25 protein-coding genes are annotated in these 19,470 nt (G+C 30.5%); all 25 read left to right on the forward strand.

From position 1 onward, the window contains the following. Positions 1-238: 238 nt before the first annotated feature. Positions 239-1,843 (forward strand): transcription termination factor Rho, encoded by a 1,605-nt coding sequence (rho, locus tag Q3223_RS14920; RefSeq protein WP_176702557.1) that lies wholly within the window; start codon positions 239-241, stop codon positions 1,841-1,843. A 152-nt stretch (positions 1,844-1,995) separates the two neighbouring features. Continuing rightward, on the forward strand, positions 1,996-2,196 hold the full coding sequence (rpmE, locus tag Q3223_RS14925) for a 50S ribosomal protein L31 (protein WP_021386394.1): 201 nt from the start codon (positions 1,996-1,998) through the stop codon (positions 2,194-2,196). A gap of 144 nt (positions 2,197-2,340) precedes the next feature. Then, positions 2,341-3,234: a DUF1385 domain-containing protein gene (locus Q3223_RS14930; protein ID WP_054271925.1), complete on the forward strand. Its 894-nt coding sequence runs from the start codon at positions 2,341-2,343 to the stop codon at positions 3,232-3,234. Between the two features lie 17 nt (positions 3,235-3,251). Continuing rightward, positions 3,252-4,103, forward strand: coding sequence for a peptide chain release factor N(5)-glutamine methyltransferase (gene prmC / locus Q3223_RS14935; RefSeq protein WP_243194182.1), 852 nt, complete (start codon positions 3,252-3,254; stop codon positions 4,101-4,103). Positions 4,104-4,146: 43 nt separating this feature from the next. Further along, positions 4,147-5,211 (forward strand): peptide chain release factor 1, encoded by a 1,065-nt coding sequence (gene prfA, locus Q3223_RS14940; protein WP_054271923.1) that lies wholly within the window; start codon positions 4,147-4,149, stop codon positions 5,209-5,211. A gap of 128 nt (positions 5,212-5,339) precedes the next feature. Next, positions 5,340-6,020, forward strand: a complete 681-nt coding sequence (locus tag Q3223_RS14945) for a ZIP family metal transporter (protein WP_054277734.1) — start codon at positions 5,340-5,342, stop codon at positions 6,018-6,020. A gap of 28 nt (positions 6,021-6,048) precedes the next feature. Beyond that, positions 6,049-7,089, forward strand: a complete 1,041-nt coding sequence (locus Q3223_RS14950; RefSeq protein WP_054271921.1) for an L-threonylcarbamoyladenylate synthase — start codon at positions 6,049-6,051, stop codon at positions 7,087-7,089. A 16-nt stretch (positions 7,090-7,105) separates the two neighbouring features. Next, the gene (locus tag Q3223_RS14955; protein WP_219673908.1) at positions 7,106-7,555 is read left to right on the forward strand and encodes a low molecular weight protein arginine phosphatase; all 450 of its coding nucleotides are present in this window, start codon (positions 7,106-7,108) and stop codon (positions 7,553-7,555) included. Between the two features lie 16 nt (positions 7,556-7,571). Beyond that, positions 7,572-8,024 (forward strand): ribose 5-phosphate isomerase B, encoded by a 453-nt coding sequence (gene rpiB, locus Q3223_RS14960; protein ID WP_054271919.1) that lies wholly within the window; start codon positions 7,572-7,574, stop codon positions 8,022-8,024. Between the two features lie 35 nt (positions 8,025-8,059). Then, positions 8,060-8,689, forward strand: coding sequence for a uracil phosphoribosyltransferase (gene upp / locus Q3223_RS14965; RefSeq protein WP_054271918.1), 630 nt, complete (start codon positions 8,060-8,062; stop codon positions 8,687-8,689). 283 nt (positions 8,690-8,972) lie between these two features. Then, positions 8,973-9,788: a selenium-dependent molybdenum cofactor biosynthesis protein YqeB gene (gene yqeB / locus Q3223_RS14970; protein WP_054271917.1), complete on the forward strand. Its 816-nt coding sequence runs from the start codon at positions 8,973-8,975 to the stop codon at positions 9,786-9,788. Positions 9,789-10,013: 225 nt separating this feature from the next. Then, complete coding sequence (locus Q3223_RS14975; protein ID WP_003421374.1) at positions 10,014-10,451, forward strand: cytidine/deoxycytidylate deaminase family protein; 438 nt, start codon at positions 10,014-10,016, stop codon at positions 10,449-10,451. 174 nt (positions 10,452-10,625) lie between these two features. Then, positions 10,626-10,853, forward strand: coding sequence for an AtpZ/AtpI family protein (locus Q3223_RS14980; protein WP_021386436.1), 228 nt, complete (start codon positions 10,626-10,628; stop codon positions 10,851-10,853). A gap of 4 nt (positions 10,854-10,857) precedes the next feature. Next, positions 10,858-11,244 (forward strand): ATP synthase subunit I, encoded by a 387-nt coding sequence (locus tag Q3223_RS14985; protein WP_054271916.1) that lies wholly within the window; start codon positions 10,858-10,860, stop codon positions 11,242-11,244. Positions 11,245-11,246: 2 nt separating this feature from the next. Beyond that, entirely contained in the window at positions 11,247-11,951 is a 705-nt protein-coding gene (gene atpB, locus Q3223_RS14990; RefSeq protein ID WP_054271915.1) for a F0F1 ATP synthase subunit A, read from the forward strand. Between the two features lie 68 nt (positions 11,952-12,019). Beyond that, a complete protein-coding gene (gene atpE, locus Q3223_RS14995; RefSeq protein WP_021386434.1) occupies positions 12,020-12,280 on the forward strand; it encodes an ATP synthase F0 subunit C in 261 nt (86 codons plus the stop codon). Between the two features lie 122 nt (positions 12,281-12,402). Continuing rightward, on the forward strand, positions 12,403-12,900 hold the full coding sequence (atpF, locus tag Q3223_RS15000; protein ID WP_054271914.1) for a F0F1 ATP synthase subunit B: 498 nt from the start codon (positions 12,403-12,405) through the stop codon (positions 12,898-12,900). Further along, positions 12,897-13,442 carry a F0F1 ATP synthase subunit delta gene (locus tag Q3223_RS15005; RefSeq protein WP_054277731.1) on the forward strand — a complete coding sequence of 182 codons (546 nt, stop codon included), beginning with the start codon at positions 12,897-12,899 and terminating at the stop codon, positions 13,440-13,442. Before atpF ends, Q3223_RS15005 begins: the two co-directional genes overlap by 4 nt. A 16-nt stretch (positions 13,443-13,458) precedes the next feature. Further along, a complete protein-coding gene (atpA, locus tag Q3223_RS15010) occupies positions 13,459-14,961 on the forward strand; it encodes a F0F1 ATP synthase subunit alpha (protein ID WP_054271912.1) in 1,503 nt (500 codons plus the stop codon). 27 nt (positions 14,962-14,988) lie between these two features. Continuing rightward, positions 14,989-15,867, forward strand: a complete 879-nt coding sequence (atpG, locus tag Q3223_RS15015; protein WP_074180099.1) for an ATP synthase F1 subunit gamma — start codon at positions 14,989-14,991, stop codon at positions 15,865-15,867. A 12-nt stretch (positions 15,868-15,879) separates the two neighbouring features. Continuing rightward, positions 15,880-17,274 (forward strand): F0F1 ATP synthase subunit beta, encoded by a 1,395-nt coding sequence (gene atpD / locus Q3223_RS15020; RefSeq protein WP_021386424.1) that lies wholly within the window; start codon positions 15,880-15,882, stop codon positions 17,272-17,274. A gap of 2 nt (positions 17,275-17,276) precedes the next feature. Further along, entirely contained in the window at positions 17,277-17,537 is a 261-nt protein-coding gene (atpC, locus tag Q3223_RS15025) for an ATP synthase F1 subunit epsilon (RefSeq protein WP_054271910.1), read from the forward strand. A gap of 461 nt (positions 17,538-17,998) precedes the next feature. Next, positions 17,999-18,379, forward strand: a complete 381-nt coding sequence (acpS, locus tag Q3223_RS15030) for a holo-ACP synthase (RefSeq protein WP_054271909.1) — start codon at positions 17,999-18,001, stop codon at positions 18,377-18,379. A 14-nt stretch (positions 18,380-18,393) separates the two neighbouring features. Further along, positions 18,394-18,855, forward strand: coding sequence for a CBS domain-containing protein (locus tag Q3223_RS15035; protein ID WP_021386374.1), 462 nt, complete (start codon positions 18,394-18,396; stop codon positions 18,853-18,855). A gap of 20 nt (positions 18,856-18,875) precedes the next feature. Further along, positions 18,876-19,466, forward strand: coding sequence for a germination lipoprotein GerS (gerS, locus tag Q3223_RS15040; protein WP_054271908.1), 591 nt, complete (start codon positions 18,876-18,878; stop codon positions 19,464-19,466). Positions 19,467-19,470 lie beyond the last annotated feature (4 nt).

Below are 19,470 nucleotides of genomic sequence, written 5' to 3' on the forward strand. Positions count from 1 at the left end.
TAGTTGCATATTTTAAGGGAAAATATTATTATAAGATATAAATATAGTGATAAATTTATAAAAATGTGCTAAGATTGGACTTGAAATACAATAATATAATAGATGATAGTGTTTTAAATTTTATTTATTGACCATAATGTATAAATAGTGATATTATTAGACTTAACTGTTTAAATAAAACTTTTCTTTTTCATGCCTTCAATTTCCAAAATAAGTATGTATATAAATGAATATATAGATGAGGAGGATTTTTTTGATTTTAGATGATAAAGTATTAGAAGGATTAGGTAGTAAAACCTTAGTTGAGCTACGAGAGATAGCGAAAGAATTAAAAATAAAATCAATTACTACATATAAGAAAAATGAGTTAATTGAGATTATAAATTCTAAAAGTAAAAATGAGGAAAAAATAAACGAAGAGATTAAAGAAAAAAATGAAGAGATTAAAGAAGACATAAAAAATAGAAAAGAAAATATAGAGCGTGAGAGTATAGAAAAAGAAGTTGAATATAAGAGCCCTACCAAATCATACAACAAGAAAGAAATAGATACTCAAAATATTTCCCAAAACCAAGAAAACAGAAACCAAAGAAACGATTATAATAAGACAACGAATGTAAATGATTGTAATAAGGCATCAAATATATCTAATAGAATGGTCAGAAATAATAATAAAAACTATTATATGCCTAAACAAGTCGATGAATCTAAAATAGTCGATGAATTTAACACATCAAAAGAAGATGAAGTAGTAGGTGTACTTGAAATTTTGCCAGATGGCTTTGGTTTTTTAAGAGGTTCAAATTATTTATCTACTGAAGGAGATGTTTACGTTTCGCCATCTCAAATAAGAAGATTTAATATGAAAACAGGAGATAAAATTAAAGGGATAACTAGACATCCAAAAAGTGGAGAGAAATTTAGAGCGCTTTTATACGTTCAAAAAATAAATGATGAAAACCCTGATACAGCTATACAAAGAAATGCATTTGAGACATTAACACCAATATTCCCAGAAGAGCGACTTACACTGGAAACTAATAGAAATGAAATAGCTACAAGAATTATAGATTTAATTTCTCCTATAGGAAAAGGACAAAGGGGATTAATAGTAGCACCTCCAAAAGCTGGGAAAACAGTTCTTCTAAAAAGTGTTGCAAATAGCATAGCTAAAAATCATCCAAATGTTGAACTTATAGTACTTCTTATAGATGAAAGACCAGAAGAAGTTACTGACATGAAAGAATCTATTGAAGGAGATGTTATATACTCTACCTTTGACCAAGTATCAAGCCATCATGTTAAAGTTGCAGAGATGGTACTAAATAGAGCTCAAAGATTAGTTGAACATGGGAAAGATGTGGTAATCTTGCTAGATAGTATAACTAGATTAGCAAGAGCATATAACCTTACAATATCTCCTACAGGTAGAACTTTGTCTGGAGGTATTGACCCTGGTGCACTTCATGGACCTAAAAAGTTCTTTGGAGCAGCTAGAAACATTAGACAAGGTGGTTCTTTGACAATACTAGGAACAGCATTAGTCGAAACTGGTTCTAGGATGGACGATGTAATATTTGAGGAATTTAAAGGTACAGGAAATATGGAATTACACCTAGATAGAAAATTAGCTGAAAAAAGAATATTCCCTGCAATAGATATTTACAAATCTGGGACAAGAAGAGATGACTTATTGCTTGATGATGAAGAAAAGACAGCTCTTTGGAGATTAAGAAGAGAAATGAGTAATAATTCAGTAATGGAAATTACAGATAAAGTTATTGAGCTTATCAAAAGAACTAAAGACAATAAAGAGTTTGTAAAATCAATAAAGAATTTGTAAAGTTAGTAATATAAATGTAAATATAGATTATATAAAGTAATGGAAAAATCACTTGAATGGCATAATAAGTTGTGCTATAATAATGTAGTTGATAATGTAAAAAGAAAGTTAATATAATTAATTTTTTTAAATAAAGAGAAGAGGTGACTATAATGCAAAAGGAAATACAACCAAAATACAATCCAGTTGAAGTGCGTTGTGCTTGTGGGAACACATTTGCTGCTGGTTCAACTAAGGACGAAATAAAAGTTGAAATATGTTCAGAGTGCCATCCATTCTATACAGGAAAACAAAAGAACATAGAAAAAGGTGGAAGAATCGACAAATTCAAAAAAAGATTCAAAATGGATTAATTTTTATAAAAATGGAGTTGGAGGAAGCCAACTCCTATTTTATTACAAAAAAACATTCATATTCTACTTTAAATTGTCTTTTTGTATTATAATAATAAATATGTAAAATTGAGTATTCTAAATACAATAAAATGAGGTGAGTGGATGGCAAAACAAGCTGTAGGTGGGCAAGCTGTTATTGAAGGTGTAATGATGCAGTCAAAAGACAAAAGAGCAGTAGCTGTTAGAAAAAGTGACGGAGAAATAGCACTAAAAGAAGATAGAATAAAAAGTTGGGTAAGAGATAAGAATATAGATAAGATACCTTTTGTTAGAGGTTCTTTTGTTATGATAGATACAATGATTCAAGGTATAAAAAGCTTGAATTTTTCTTCAGAGTTTTTTATGGAAGAAGCTGAAGAAGATAAATTTGATTTATTTATAAAGAAAATCTTTAAAGATAAAGCGAATGATATCATTATAATATTTTCATTGGTCATAGCAATGCTACTTTCTGCTGGATTATTTATTTTCATACCTACATTAGTAGGAGGAGCTTTTTCTAAAGTAATGCCTAATGACTTTATGCTCAATTTAATAGAAGGTATTATAAGAATAGTTATATTATTTGCATATATAGTACTAATCTCACGAAGCAAGGATATAGAAAGAGTATTTCAATATCATGGTGCAGAACATAAATCTATATATTGCTATGAAAATGATTTAGAACTTACAGTAGAAAACGCTAGAAAATTTAAAAGGTTACATCCTAGATGTGGTACAAATTTTTTATTTATAGTTATGGCTGTATCAATAATATTATTTGCATTTTTTGGTTGGCCAAATCCAATTCTTAGAATATTTATGAGAATCATATGTGTGCCAATAGTAGCAGGTTTATCTTATGAGGTAATCAGGATTCTTGGAAAATATGATAATAGATTCACTAAAATTATTGCATATCCAGGGATGATGTTGCAATATTTTACAACAAAAGAGCCTGATGATGAGCAGCTAGAGGTAGCCTTAGAAGCATTAAAGGCAGTAGTAGATTAAAGAAAAGGATATTTATTATGACGATAAGAGATATAATTATTAAATATTCAGATACATTTAAAGATATAAGCGATACTCCAAGATTAGATACAGAGTTATTATTGCAAAAAGTTTTAGGTGATGTTGACAGGCTGTATATTCACTTAAATCTAAATAAAGAGTTAGCTCAAGAACAAGAAACAAAATTTATGGGCTTTGCACAAGAAAGATTAAATGGGAGACCAATAGCCTATATAGTTGAAAATAGAGAATTTATGGGATTAGATTTTTTTGTTAAGGAAGGTGTATTAATTCCAAGACCAGATACAGAAACATTGGTAGAAGAAATAATCGAAATGTGTAAAGGAAAAAGAGATGTAAGTATACTAGATATAGGTACTGGTTCTGGTGCTATTACAATCAGTTTAGCAAAATATATTGAAAATTCTAAAGTCATGTCTTTTGATGTATCAGAAATAGCTTTAGAAATAGCTAAAAAAAATTCTATTATAAATGGAGTTGATGAAAAGACAGAGTTCATTAATTCTGACTTATTTACAGCAATAAGTGATAGTGATATAAAATTTGATATCATAGTTTCAAATCCACCATATATTAAAAAACAAGATATAGAAACTTTACATACACAAGTAAAGGATTATGAGCCATATAATGCTCTTGAAGGTGGAGATGACGGATTAGATTTCTATAGAAAAATAACAGAGCAAGGTAAGAAATATCTAAATACATGTGGAATATTAGCATACGAAGTTGGTCATAATCAAGCTGAAGATGTTATTAATATTATGAAAAGTAATGGATATAAAAAAATATATACAAAGAAGGATATTCAAGGCATTGATAGAGTTGTTATAGGTTACAATATATGATATAATCAACAATTGATATGTTACATTTAATCGAGGTGAAAGTATGTTAAAAAAATTAGAGGTATTGGAAGATACATATAAAGACTTAAGTGAAAAAATAGGTGACCCTGATATAATAAATGATCAAAAAGTTTGGCAAAAGTATATAAAAGAACACGCTGACTTAGAGCCTATTGTTATGAAATACAGAGAGTATAAAAATGTTTTAGATAGTATAAAAGAATCAAAAGAAATTTTACAAGAAGAGTCAGATGAAGAATTAAGAGAATTAGCTAAAATGGAGTTAGCTGAGATGGAAGAAAAAGTAGAACCTCTAGAGGACGAAATAAAAATATTATTATTACCTAAAGACCCTAATGACGACAAGAACGTTATAGTTGAAATTAGAGGTGGAGCTGGAGGAGATGAAGCAGCTCTATTTGCAGGTGATTTATTTAGAATGTACTCAAGATATGCTGAGAGAAGAAGATGGAAAATAGAATTATTAAGTGCAAGTGATACTGGAGTTGGTGGATATAAAGAAGTATCTTTTATGATAAAAGGTAAAGGAGCATACTCAAGATTAAAGTATGAGTCTGGAGTTCATAGAGTTCAAAGAATACCATCAACTGAATCTGGTGGAAGAATACACACATCAACTTCTACTGTTGCTGTATTACCAGAAGTTGAAGATGTAGAAGTTGAAATAAATCCAAATGATTTAAGAATAGATGTTTTCCGTTCTTCAGGTAATGGAGGGCAAAGTGTCAACACTACTGACTCTGCAGTTAGGGTAACTCATATACCTACAGGTGAAGTAGTATCTTGTCAGGATGGAAAATCACAATTAAAAAATAAAGAGCAAGCTTTAAAAATATTAAAAGCTAGACTTTACGATAAAGCATTGGCAGAACAACACAAAGATATAGCAGCGGAAAGAAAGAGCCAGGTTGGAACAGGAGATAGGTCAGAAAGAATAAGAACATATAATTTCCCTCAAGGTAGAATAAGTGACCATAGAATAAATTTAACTTTATATAAGCTAGATGCGTTCTTAGATGGAGATATAGATGAAATGATAGATGCTTTAATTACTGTTGACCAAACAGAGAAAATGACTGCAATATAAGTAATGTTTTAAAGAAGCTGTTTCTTTCTAGAAATTATTTTCTATTTTGAAACAGCTATTTTGCATTTTAGGTCATGTTATCATATTCTACTGTATATAATTGTTATATACAAGTATAGGAGGGTTATATGATACTAAAGGTAACAATGATTGGGCTTTTGGCAGGTGTTATAGGGACAGGATTAGGAGGAGTAATATCGGCTATTTTTAAAAGAGAGGTTGATAAATATCTAAATTTCTTTATGGGATTATCTGGCGGAATAATGTTAGCTGTAGTGGTATTTGACTTGATGAAAGAATCAATGGACAAAATGGGTATACTCAATACAGTTATATTTACATTTGTTGGAGCTCTCATAACTATGTACATAAAAACAAAATTAGATGTGTCTGGAAGTATGACATCTGGGTATCTTATATTCATAAGTATATTACTACATAATTTACCAGAGGGGTTAGCAATAGGTTCTTCTTTCATGTCAACTGAAAGCTTAGGTATAACTCTTGCTATAGTTATAGGTCTACACAATATACCAGAAGGATTAGCTATGGCATTGGGTTTAGTTTGCAATAAAATGAAACTAGGCAAGGTCATTTTATTTACTTTGATAGCTGGACTACCTATGGGTCTAGGAAGTTTTTTAGGTGCTTATTTCGGAGGGGCATTTACGTCCCTTATAGGTGTATTTCTTGCTACAGCAGGAGGTACAATGATGTATGTTGTATTGGAAGAAATTTTCCCGCATTCAAAAAGTGTGTATTGTATAATTGGTTTTTTGGTAGGTACAATAATTGTAAACTATATATAAAATTAAAATGAAAGCAGGCATACAAAAGATGAAAACTATTATAAGTAGTATTGATATAAATAATATTGATTATGAAGAAATAAAAATACAAGCAAAACTTCTTAGAGAAGGTAAAACAGTTATCTTTCCAACTGAGACAGTATATGGGCTAGGTGCAAATGCATTAGATGAGAATGCAGTAAAAAAGATTTATGAAGCTAAAGGAAGACCTAGTGATAATCCACTAATAGTTCATATATATGAAAAAGAAGAAGTATATGATTTAGCTAAAGATGTAAGTGATAAAGCTAAACTTGTTATAGAAAAGCTTTGGCCAGGACCTATAACAATAATATTAAATAAGAAAGATATAATTCCATATAGAACTAGTGGGGGGCTTGATACAGTTGCAATAAGAATGCCTTCTAATGTTATTGCCAGGGCAATAATAAAAGAAGCTGGCGTACCTATTGCAGCTCCTTCTGCAAACATATCTGGTAGACCATCTCCAACAAAAGCAAAACATGTATATGAAGAAATGAATGGAAGAGTAGATGGGATAGTTTTGGGTGGAGATAGTAACTTTGGATTAGAGTCAACTGTATTAGATTTGACAGAAGAAACTCCAATGATATTGAGACCTGGAAGTATCACTAAAGAAGTTTTGGAAGAACTTCTTGGTGAAGTAAAGCTTGACCCATCATTAAGTAAAAAAGAAGACAATCAAAAAGCTAAAGCTCCTGGAATGAAGTATAAACACTATTCTCCAAATGCAGATGTATATATTATATCTGGAAAAAGAGAAAATGTAGCAACAAAGATTAATGATATGATAAAATCTAATAAAGAGAAAGGCCTAAAAACAGGCGTAATGTGTATTAGTAGAAATAGAGAGTTTTATGATGGAGAAGTAATAGATTTAGGAAGCACTCTTGAAGAAGTTGCAAGTAATCTGTTTGATGCTCTTATAGAAATGGATAAAAAGGGTATTGATGTCATATATTCAGAGGAGTTCCCTAAAACTGGCGTTGGACAAGCCATTATGAATAGATTACTTAAGTCAGCAGGATACAAAGTAATAAAGGCTTAAAAGGGAGTTGTAAAATATGAATATACTTATTGTATGTACAGGGAATACTTGTAGAAGCCCTATGGCTGAAGCTATATTAAAGAAGGCAATTGAAGAATCTGGAAGAAATATTGAAGAATATTGTATATCATCAGCAGGTATATCAACAGTAGATGGTATGAATGCTTCTAAACATTCTATAGAAGCAGTAAAAGAATTAGGTATAGACTTGTCAAATCATAGAAGTAAGGTAATTACTAAGGAATTAATTGATAGCTCAGATATAATACTAACAATGACTAAATCTCATAAAGAAATTTTAGTACAAGCAGTTCCAAAATGCAAAGAAAAAGTGTATACTTTTAAAGGGTTTGTAAATAAGAGTGAGTTAGATATATCTGACCCATTTGGTGGAAATTTAGATACTTATAAAGATACTATGAAAGAAATAATATATTCTGTCAACGAAATAGTAAAAAAAATATGAAGTGGAGGATAAACAAATGAAGATAGGATTAGGTTGTGACCATGGAGGATATAATTTAAAAAAAGAAATAATAAGCTATTTAGAAGGTAAAGGGATAGAATGTGTGGATTATGGAACTAATAATGCTACAGATTCTGTTGATTATCCTGTTTATGGAGAAGTAGTTGCAAATGCAGTTGTGGATAAAGAAGTAGATTATGGAATATTATGTTGTGGTACAGGTATAGGAATATCTTTAGCTGCAAATAAGGTTCCTGGAATAAGATGTGCAGTTGTATCAGATGTATTTTCTGCAAAAATGTCAAAAGCACATAATGATGCAAACATGTTGTCATTAGGTGAAAGAGTTTTAGGAAAAGGTCTAGCACTTGAAATAGTTGAGGCATGGATTAACACAGATTTTGAAGGTGATAGACATGCTAGAAGAGTAAATATGATTAAATCAATAGAAGAAAAACATAATAAATAATAAAAATTACAGTTTTATCAGGAGGAATTATCAAAATGAGTAAAGTGGTAGAGACAAACCATCCATTAATACAACATAAATTAACTTTAATGAGAGACAAAAATACTGGTTCTAAGGATTTTAGAGAACTTTTAACTGAAATTGCAATGTTAATGGGATATGAAATAACAAAAGATATACCATTAAAAGATGTAGAAATAGAAACTCCTATTCAAAAAACATCATCTAAAGTAGTTGCGGGTAAAAAATTAGCAATAATTCCAATCTTAAGAGCAGGTCTTGGGATGGTAGATGGATTAGTAAGTTTAATGCCAGCAGCAAAAGTTGGGCATGTGGGACTATATAGAGACCCAGAAACATTAAAACCAGTTGAATACTATTGTAAACTTCCTCAAGATATAGGAGAAAGAGATATAATAGTAGTTGACCCTATGCTTGCAACAGGAGGGTCTGCTGTAGCAGCCATAGATTTACTTAAATCTAAAGGAGCTAAAAGTATAAAATTAGCTAATTTAGTAGCTGCACCAGAAGGTATAGCAGAAGTACAAAAATATCATGATGATGTTGATATATATGTTGCATCAATTGATGAAAAATTGAATGAACATGGATATATAATTCCTGGTCTTGGTGATGCTGGAGATAGATTATTTGGAACTAAATAAAAATAAATAACCATAAATATTTCTGGGGGCCTTCTTATGTAATGTATAATTTTATGTAAGAAGGTTCCTTTTTATATATTTTTCTCAAAATAGTAATTCTTGAATTGATAAATTTCTCGAATTGAGAATAAAAAGTTTTTACCAATTAAAAAAGAATGGCTATTTTACAGGAATCTACAAAATATTAATGTTTTTCAATATGGCATGTTAGTTGCTTACAATTAAATTGATGTGTATTAAATTAGAAATAAAGTATGAAGGATATTATTAGGAGTGATAATACATGAAAAATTGTATAGTGGTAAGAGGAGCAGGAGATTTAGCGACAGCAGTTATTCATAAATTACACAATAGTGGTTTTAAAGTGATTGCTCTAGAAATAGAAGAACCATTAGCCATAAGAAGACAAATTTCTTTTTGTGAAGCTGTTTATGAAAAAAAGGTGATTGTTGAAGGTGTAGAGTGCATACTTTGTAATACTGAAAAAGAAATAGAAGAGACCTTGTCTCAAGATAAAGTAGCATTGATTATAGACCCAAAAGGAGAAATGCTATCAAAAATAAATCCAATTGTTTTGGTTGATGGGATATTAGCTAAGAAAAACTTAGGTACAACTAAAGATATGGCGCCACTTACAATAGCTTTAGGACCTGGATTTTGCGCAGGTGAAGATGTAGACATTGTTATAGAAACAATGAGAGGTCATAATCTAGGAAGAGTAATAACTGATGGAAGAGCAGAAAAAAATACTGGAATACCAGGTGCAATAAAAGGTTTCGCTAAAGAGAGGGTAATGCATTCACAGCATGCTGGTATAATGGAAAATGTATGTAAGATAGGCGATATAGTTGAAAAAGGAGACTTACTTTGTTATATTAATGATTATGAAAAAAAGCATGAAGTTAGAGCAACAATACCTGGAGTGCTTAGAGGATTATTAAAAGATGGAGCAAAGGTAAATAAAAGTTTAAAAATACTAGACATAGACCCTAGAAAAGAAGAAGTTAAGAATGCTTTTACAATATCAGATAAAGCTAGATGCATAGCTGGAGGGGTTTTAGAAGCCATATTAAACAATGGAATCTATCCAAAAAATTAATTTATATTAGATAGGGCTATTAATATTTTGTTAAGATGATATAATAAATTTAATAGATTAAAGAGAGCATATAACGGGTATTTAAAATTTAAATGGTAAAAATGCTCTTTTTTTATTGGACATTCAATTAACATGTGTATATAATATAAAAATAAGTATTTATTTAGCTTGAAATCTAATAAATATATAAGACCAGTACATAAGCAAAGAGGAGAAAAGTAAATTATGAGACCATCATGGGATGAATACTTCATGGAAATTGCAGAAGTAGTGAAAAAGCGTTCAACTTGTATTAGAAGACAAGTAGGTGCTGTCATTGTAAGGGACAAACAAATATTAACAACTGGATATAATGGCTCTCCAAGAAATCTTGAACACTGTGAAAATATTGGATGTAAAAGGCAGGAATTGAATATTCCTTCAGGAGAAAGACATGAATTGTGTAGAGCATTACATGCTGAACAAAATGCCATAATACAAGCAGCTCATAATGGTATTAGTGTAGATGGAGCAACTTTGTATGTTACTACAAGGCCTTGTGTTTTGTGTGCAAAAATGTGCATAAATGCAGGTATATTAAAAATTGTTTATGAAGGTGATTATCCAGATGACATGTCTACAGAATTGCTAAAAGAAGCAGGAATAGAGCTTATAAAATTTTAGTAAATAGTAATGACATGACAATAAAAGCCAAATTATGACAATGGAATGATATGGTTAAAAGAAAGTGTTTGAAAAATCATCAGATTAGTAGTAAGATATATTTTATAATTAAATAAATTTATGATATAGATTAATTAATTGTTATTTATTTTGTAATAATGAGGGATACTATTTATGAGTAAAAGAAATACACATATGGAAATTGCAAAGTTGTTTAGTTTAATAAGCCAAATAGGATTGATGATTGTAATATCAATATTAGGATGTACTTTCTTAGGAAAATTTTTAGATAGTAAATTAAATACTAGTCCAGTTCTGACAATAATATTTTTATTGTTAGGCGTTGGAGGAGCTTTCAGTGGTGTTTATAAAACTCTAATAGTATATACACGAAGGAAGTGATATATTGGATATAAAATTACTTAACCAAGTAAGGTCAGTAACAAAGGGTATAGTAATATTTGATGTAATTTTAATTGTGCTAATGTTGATAACATCAACATTAAGTAAGCCATTATTATTAGGACTTATATTTGGCTCTATAATAGCTATGTTAAATTTTAGATTATTGGCAATATCACTGGAAAAATCAGTGACATTTCCTGCTGGAAAGGCACAAGCTTATGCATCAGCACAATATACCATTAGGTTATTTATAATGGCAGTTGTTCTAATTGCTTCAGCTAAAGTACCACATTTAAATATAATCGGAACAGCATTAGGATTATTGAGTACAAAGTTTGTCATATTATCAAAAAACTTTATAAATAAATTAAAGAGGAAGGAGGCATAAGTATGAGTCAAGCGCATTATTATCTCATAGGAAACTTTAAAATTAGTGAAACAATACTAGTGAGTTGGGGAATAATGGCCTTTTTAGCGATAGCATCTTATTTCTTGACTAGAAACTTAAAAAAAGTTCCAACTAGTAAAATCCAAATATTTTTGGAGTTTGCAATAGGTGGTCTTGCTAAAATGGTTACAAATGTTATGGGTAAAAACACAATAAAAAGAATGCCATATATGATACCATACATAGGAAGTTTGTTTTTATTTTTCGCATGCTCAAATTTAAGCCCATTACTTGGATTAAGATCACCAACAACCGACTTAGATACAACTGCTGCATGGGCAATGATTACATTTTTTATGATTTATTTTGCAGGAGTTAAATTTAAGGGATTATCGTACTTTAAAGAATTGGCTCAACCACTTCCTGTAATGTTACCAATCAATATTATAGGTGAGTTAGCCAGACCAATATCATTAAGTTTCCGTCCATTTGGGAATATTTTAGGTGGAACAATTATAATGGGTCTATTTTATCAACTTTTAGGTTTTGTATCTAGTTTAATACCAGGATTATCAATACCAATTGGACAGATACTAATACCAGTACCATTGCACTTGTATTTTGACTTATTTGCAGGATTGTTACAAGCATATATATTCATAATGTTAACAATGGTGTTTATATCAAGTGCAGGAGAATTAGATTAAGAAATCAACTTATATTAAGATAAAAATAAAATAATTTAAAAAATTAAAGTTTTAAGGAGGAAATAATTATGGAAACAGCAATAGTAGCGGCAGCATCAGCAATAGGTGCAGGAATAGCAGTTGCAACAGGTATAGGTGCAGGAATAGGTCAAGGTGTAGCAGCAGGTAAAGCAGCAGAAGCAGTAGGGAACCAACCAGAAGCTAAAGGTGATATAACTTCAACTTTATTACTAGGTGTTGCTATAGCAGAGTCTTCAGCAATATATGGTTTGGTTGTATCAATAATACTTCTATTCGTAAATCCATTCTTTAAATACTTAGGAATGTAGATTTAGTCCTTAAATATTTTGAGATAGGTTTATAGGTAAATCATCTCAAACTTATAATCATGAGAAGAGTTTTTTCTTCTCGTGATTATAAGTAGTTATGATTTATGGAAAGGAGGATAATTATGGAGAAAGCACTAGTAGGTATAACATGGGAATTTGTGTTCCAAATTGTTAATACTTTTATAATATTTTTACTTCTGAGAAAGCTTTTATTTAAGCCAGTATTAAATATAATTGAATCAAGAGAAAATGATATTAAAAACGATCTGGCAGAAGGCGAAAAAGCAAAAAATGAAGGTTTAGCTCTGAAAAAAGAATATGAGTCAAAAATCAATTTTGCTAAAGATGAAGGTCAAGAAATCATAAAACAAGCAACTATAAGAGCAGAACAGAAATCAGATGATATAGTAAATACTGCAAAGAAAGATGCTCTTGATATAAAAGAGAAAGCAAGTAAAGATGTAGAACAAGAAAGACAAAAGGTTATAAATGAAATTAAGAGTGATATATCTAATATAGCACTACTTGCAGCATCTAAGGTCATTGAAAAAGATTTAGATAAATCTAAACATGAAGAATTGATAGAAAACTTTATAAAAGAGGTAGGGGAAGCTAAATGATAAATGTAATAGCCAACAGATATGCTGAAGCCCTATTTCAATTAGGAGAAGAAGAAAATTCAACTGATTTATTGTTCAAAGAATTAGAAAAAGTAGTAGATATGATGACTAAAGTTAGTAAAGATTTCTACAAAGTTTTAAAATCACCATTAGTTTCAAAATCAGAAAAGAAAAACTTGGTAGAAATTATTTTTAGTAAGGAAGTAAGTTCCAACATAAAAAACTTCTTGAAAGTTTTGGTAGACAAAGATAGGATATCATATTTAGAAGATATAGAATTAGCTTATAAAGAGTTATTAAATAAGAAAAACAATGTGATTGCTGGTGTAGCAATAAGTGCTATTCCAATGAGTGAAACAGATATTAAAGAACTTGAAGTTAAACTTTCAAGTAAATACAATAAAAATGTTACTATAGAAAATGTAGTTGACAAGACTATACTAGGGGGAGTTCTAGTTAGACTTGGAAATGAACAGATAGATGGCACTGTAAAAACTCGTCTAGATAAGATGAAAGAAAAGCTATCTGAAGTAATATCTTAAGAATGGCGGTGAACCCATGAACTTAAAACCTGAAGAAATAAGTTCTATAATTAAGCAGCAAATAAAAAATTATGAGAATAAAGTTGAGTTAACAGATACAGGGAGTGTTTTAACAGTTGGGGATGGTATAGCGAGTGTATATGGATTAGAGAAAGCTATGTCTGGTGAGTTACTAGAGTTCCCAGGTGAAATATATGGTATGGCACTTAACTTAGAAGAAGAAGTAGTTGGAGCTGTTATACTTGGTGATGACAGTGAAATAAAAGAAGGCGATATAGTTAAGAGAACTGGAAGAATAGTTGAAGTTCCAGTTGGAGAAGCTTTAATGGGTAGAGTTGTAAATTCTCTAGGTCAACCAATAGATGGAAAAGGACCTATAGCATATACAAAAACTAGACCAGTTGAATCTGAAGCACCTGGTATAATAGATAGAAGGTCTGTTTATGAACCATTACAAACAGGAATCAAATCAATAGATTCAATGATACCAATTGGTAGAGGTCAAAGAGAGTTAATAATAGGTGACAGACAAACTGGTAAAACATCTATAGTTATTGACACTATATTAAATCAAAAAGGAAAAGATGTTATATGTATATATGTAGCAATTGGGCAAAAACGTTCTACTGTAGCTCAATTGGTTAATTCACTAGAAAAAGGTGGAGCTTTAGACTATACAATAGTAGTTTCAGCAACAGCATCTGAATCAGCGCCACTTCAATATATAGCGCCATATGCTGGAGCAGCAATGGGTGAAGAGTTTATGTACAATGGAAAACATGTACTTATAGTATATGATGATTTAAGTAAACAAGCCGTTGCATATAGAGAAATGTCATTATTACTTAGAAGACCACCAGGACGTGAGGCATATCCTGGAGATGTATTCTATTTACATTCAAGATTACTTGAAAGAGCAGCTAAGTTATCAGATGAATTAGGTGGAGGCTCAATGACTGCTTTACCTATAATAGAAACTCAAGCTGGTGACGTTTCTGCGTATATACCAACAAACGTTATATCTATAACAGATGGTCAAATATACTTACAACCAGAATTGTTCTATTCAGGTGTAAGACCAGCAGTTGACCCTGGTATATCAGTATCGAGGGTTGGTGGTTCTGCGCAAATTAAAGCAATGAAAAAAGTTGCAGGTACATTAAAACTTGCATATTCACAATATAGAGAACTTGCAGCATTCTCACAATTTGGTTCTGACTTGGATGAAGATACTAAAAAGAGACTTGCTCAAGGTGAAAGAATAGTTGAGATATTAAAACAAGGTGAGCATCAACCAATAAAAGTTGAAAATCAGGTTATGATAATATACGCTGTTATAAATAATCATCTAGAGGATATTCCAATAGATAATATAGCTAGATTTGAATCAGAATTGTATGCATTTGTAGATAATAATTATCCAGAAATATCAAGAAAAATATTAGGTGGAGATGACTTCACTCATGATTTAACAGATGCAATAAATGAATTTAAAGAAAAGTTTGTTGTTGAAGTATAATCCTTTTTAAAAAAGGAGGTAAATTAATTGGCAGGAGCTGGAATTAAAGCAATCAAAATACGTATGGGAACTGTTGAAAGTACAAAACAAATAACTAAAGCTATGGAACTAGTTGCATCTTCTAAGCTTAGAAAGGCAAAAGAAAAAGCTGAAGATTCAAGAGAATACTTTAATACTTTGTACGATACAGTAAAAGATATTGCCCAAACAACACGTGGAGTTAGAAATGAATTTTTAAAAGAAAGAGAAGTAAAGAATAAGTGCTATATAGTAGTAGCTGGAGACAGAGGTCTTGCTGGTGGATACAATTCCAATGTGTTAAAGGAATCTGTATCTCATATGCAAGGTAAAAAGGAAACAGTTATAACTGTAGGAAAGAAAGCTCATGAATTCTTTTCTAAAAGAGATTACAATATAGCAAAAGATATAAATAGTGTGGAAGCTTGTGGATATGAAGATGCGATAGAAATTTCACAAACTATTATCGACCTGTATAAAAAAGGTGAAGTAGATGAAGTTTATATTTCTTATACAAAATTTAAATCAGCTTTATCGCAAGAAGTTGAAATTTTAAAATTGCTTCCATTAGTTTTCGAGAAAGGTACAGATGAGCAAGGAATTGTAATAAAAGAAGAAAAGCAAAGTAAATCAAAAGTACAATATATACCATCAGCAGAGGCAGTTTTGAGTTATATAGTACCTCAATTTATATCAGGTACAGTATATGGTGGAATTTTGGAATCTTTTGCGTCAGAGCAAGGTGCTAGAAGAACTGCGATGGAATCAGCCACAGACAATGCGAATGAAATGCTATCTAATTTAGAGTTAAGTTATAACAGAGCAAGACAGTCAGCTGTAACTCAAGAAATAACAGAGATAGTTGGTGGAGTTGAAGCTCTAAAATAGGGAGGTTAGGAAATGGCAAATGTAGGTAAAGTAGTACAGATTGTAGGAGCTGTACTAGATGTTAAGTTTGATAGTGAACAAAGCCTACCTAACTTATTAAATGCGTTAGTAATAAAGTTAGGAGATAAAGAAATAGTTGCAGAAGTTGCTCAACATATAGGTGATGATACTGTAAGATGTATATCTATGAGTGCGACAGATGGACTTGTAAGAGGTATGGAAGTTGTAGATACAGGTGGACCAATAAGTGTTCCTGTTGGAGACGAGACTTTAGGTAGAATATTTAATGTTCTTGGAAAACCAGTTGATGGAAAACCAGCTCCAAAATCTGCACCTAAATTACCTATACATAGACCAGCACCAGCATATGATGAACTAGAAACTACAGCTGAAATACTGGAAACAGGTATTAAAGTAGTTGACTTACTAGCACCATATCTAAAAGGTGGAAAAATAGGTCTATTTGGAGGAGCAGGAGTAGGAAAAACAGTTTTAATACAAGAACTTATAAACAATATCGCTAAGCAACATGGTGGTATTTCTGTATTCTCAGGAGTAGGAGAAAGAACAAGAGAAGGTAATGACCTTTATGGAGAGATGAGTGAATCTGGAGTTATAAATAAAACTGCTCTAGTATTTGGTCAGATGAATGAGCCACCAGGAGCAAGAATGAGAGTTGCTTTAACTGGACTTACAATGGCGGAGCATTTTAGAGATGAGCAAGGACAAGACGTTTTACTTTTCGTTGATAATATATTCCGTTTCACACAAGCTGGTTCAGAAGTTTCAGCACTTCTAGGACGTATGCCATCAGCTGTTGGTTATCAGCCAACATTAGCTACTGAAATGGGTGCGCTTCAAGAGAGAATAACATCAACTAAAAAAGGTTCAATAACATCTGTTCAAGCAGTATATGTACCAGCGGATGACTTAACTGACCCAGCGCCAGCTACAACATTCTCTCACTTAGATGCAAAAACAGTTTTATCTAGACAAATATCATCATTGGGTATATATCCAGCAGTTGACCCTCTTGAATCTACATCAAGAATTCTTGACCCTAATATAGTAGGAAAAGAACATTATGAAGTAGCTAGAGGTGTACAATCAATACTTCAAAGATATAAAGAACTTCAAGATATAATCGCTATACTTGGTATGGATGAATTATCCGATGAAGATAAGTTAATAGTTGCACGTGCTAGAAAGATACAAAGATTCTTATCTCAATCATTTACAGTTGCTGAGCAATTTACAGGAAATCCAGGTCAATATGTTCCTGTTAAAGAGACTGTAAGAGGATTTAAAGAGATTCTTGAAGGTAAACATGATGACTTACCAGAGTCAGCATTCTTGTTTGTAGGAACAATAGAAGATGCTGTTAAAAAAGCGAAGGGAAGTATGTAGTCATGGCCAGTGAATTTTCATTGAAAGTTGTAACTCCAGATAATACTTTTTATGATGGAGACGTTGAAATGATAGTAGTTAGAACTACAAAAGGAGACAAAGGAGTATTGAAAGGTCATATACCATTTGTTTCAGGTATACCTGTAGGAACTTTAAAGATAAAAAAAGATGGAAGTTTTAAAGAAGCAAAAATAGCAGAAGGATTTGTTAACGTAGCTCAGAATAAAACTGTTATATTAACAGAATCTGCTGAATGGATTTAATAAATTAATTTATAATCTGAAAAGTCATTTTGACCAAAAAAATATTTTGGATAAAATGACTTTTTTGTTTTTTGGTGTTAATAAAATAACAAAAAAATTGTAAATTTTTAGTGATAATAAATTCACAAAAAGTTTAAATTTACTGCAAAATTATGTTGTAATTCAGAATATAAAGAAGGTTTAGCTAGGTTTTATGTAAATGAAAACATCTTCATATAATAAATATATATAAAATTTTTATAAAATTTAAAAAATTTGCTTAGTTGTGTAGTATAATAAATAATATAATAGATTTGTATATAATATTCATTACAAATAATTTTAAAAGTTACAATTTTATTATAATGATTATTAAATTAAGATAAGTAACATAAACTAAATAATAATATGTATTATCAATAGTAAATTTATAAATTCATTATTAATATTTAAAGAAGCATTATAAATTTTCTGGAGGAACAATGAATATATTTGATATTGGTGTAGACATAATTGAAATTGACAGAATAAGAAAAGCTGTAGAAAAAAATAACAGGTTTTTGGAAAAAATATTTACTGATAAAGAAATTGAATATTTTAATTCTAAGAATTTTAAAGCAGAAAGTATAGCAGGTAATTTCGCAGCTAAAGAAGCTATAAGTAAATCTATGGGTACAGGAATTAGAGTATTTAACTTTAAAGACATAGAAGTTCTCAGAAATGAAATGGGAAAACCAATAGTAAAAACTTATAATAATCTCGCAAAAATGTGCATAGATTATAATGTTTTAGAAATAAAAGTTTCAATATCACATTCAAAAGATTATGCTATAGCAAATGCGATAACCATAATTAAGGACTAAGGAGTGATTACATTATGATGGATAAAACAGCAAAAGAAATAATGACAACAGATGTAATAGTAGCAAAACAAGATGATAGTATAGCAGATGTAGCTAATATGCTAATTGCAGAAAAAATAGGAGGTCTGCCAGTTGTAGATTCAGAAAACAGAGTGGTTGGAGTGATTTCTGAAACAGATATTCTTAAAAAGGAAAAATATATAGAAGCACCTCTCTATATAAATCTATTACAAGGATTGATTTTCTTAGATGATTTAAAAAAAGTAGAAAAAGATATAAAACAGGTGGCTGCTTATAAGGTTGGAGAACTTATGTCTAAAGATATAATAAAGGTTCATGAAGATGATAAGTTTGATGATGTAGCTAATGTAATGATTAAAAAATCAATAAACAGAGTTCCTGTGGTAGATGATGACAATAAACTTAAAGGTATAATTTGTAGATATGATATAATAAAAGCTTTATACAATGAATAAACTAGAGTAGGAGGTGTGATGTGAGAAAAAAGTGGACCATAGTATGTATTATGTTTTTGGCACTGGTTATAATTGTAATAGGATGCCAAAAGCGACAGTCCACTAAAGAAGAAGTATACAAAGACTTTCAAAAGCAGATTTCTGATATGAATTCTTACAGTTGTAAAGCTGAAGTAGAAGTATTTGGAAATAAAAGCCCACACAATTATGTTTTAATTCATACTTATAAAAAAACTGATAACTATAAATTAGAAGTAATTTCCCCAAAACATTTAAAAGGGAAGAGTATAGAGTATCAAGGTGATAAAATATTAGTTAAAAATCCAAATATCAGTGATATAGTGGAATTGCCTAATACAGGAAAGAACAATCAATATCTTTTTATAGGAGACTTTATAAAAAACTATCTTCAAAACGAAGAGATGAAAATAAAGTTATCCAAAGGACATTTGGTTCTAGAAACTTTTATTCCTGGGGATAATAAATATTTTAATAAGCAAGTATTATATGTAAATGCTGACACAAAGAACCCTGAAAAAATGGAAGTATTGGATAAAGAAGGCGTGCCGAGATTTACAGTAAAATACAATGATTTTGAATACAGAAACTAAGGGG

Source organism: Clostridioides sp. GD02367 (assembly GCF_045900275.1).
In the GTDB taxonomy this organism is placed as follows: Bacteria; Bacillota; Clostridia; order Peptostreptococcales; family Peptostreptococcaceae; genus Clostridioides; species Clostridioides difficile_A.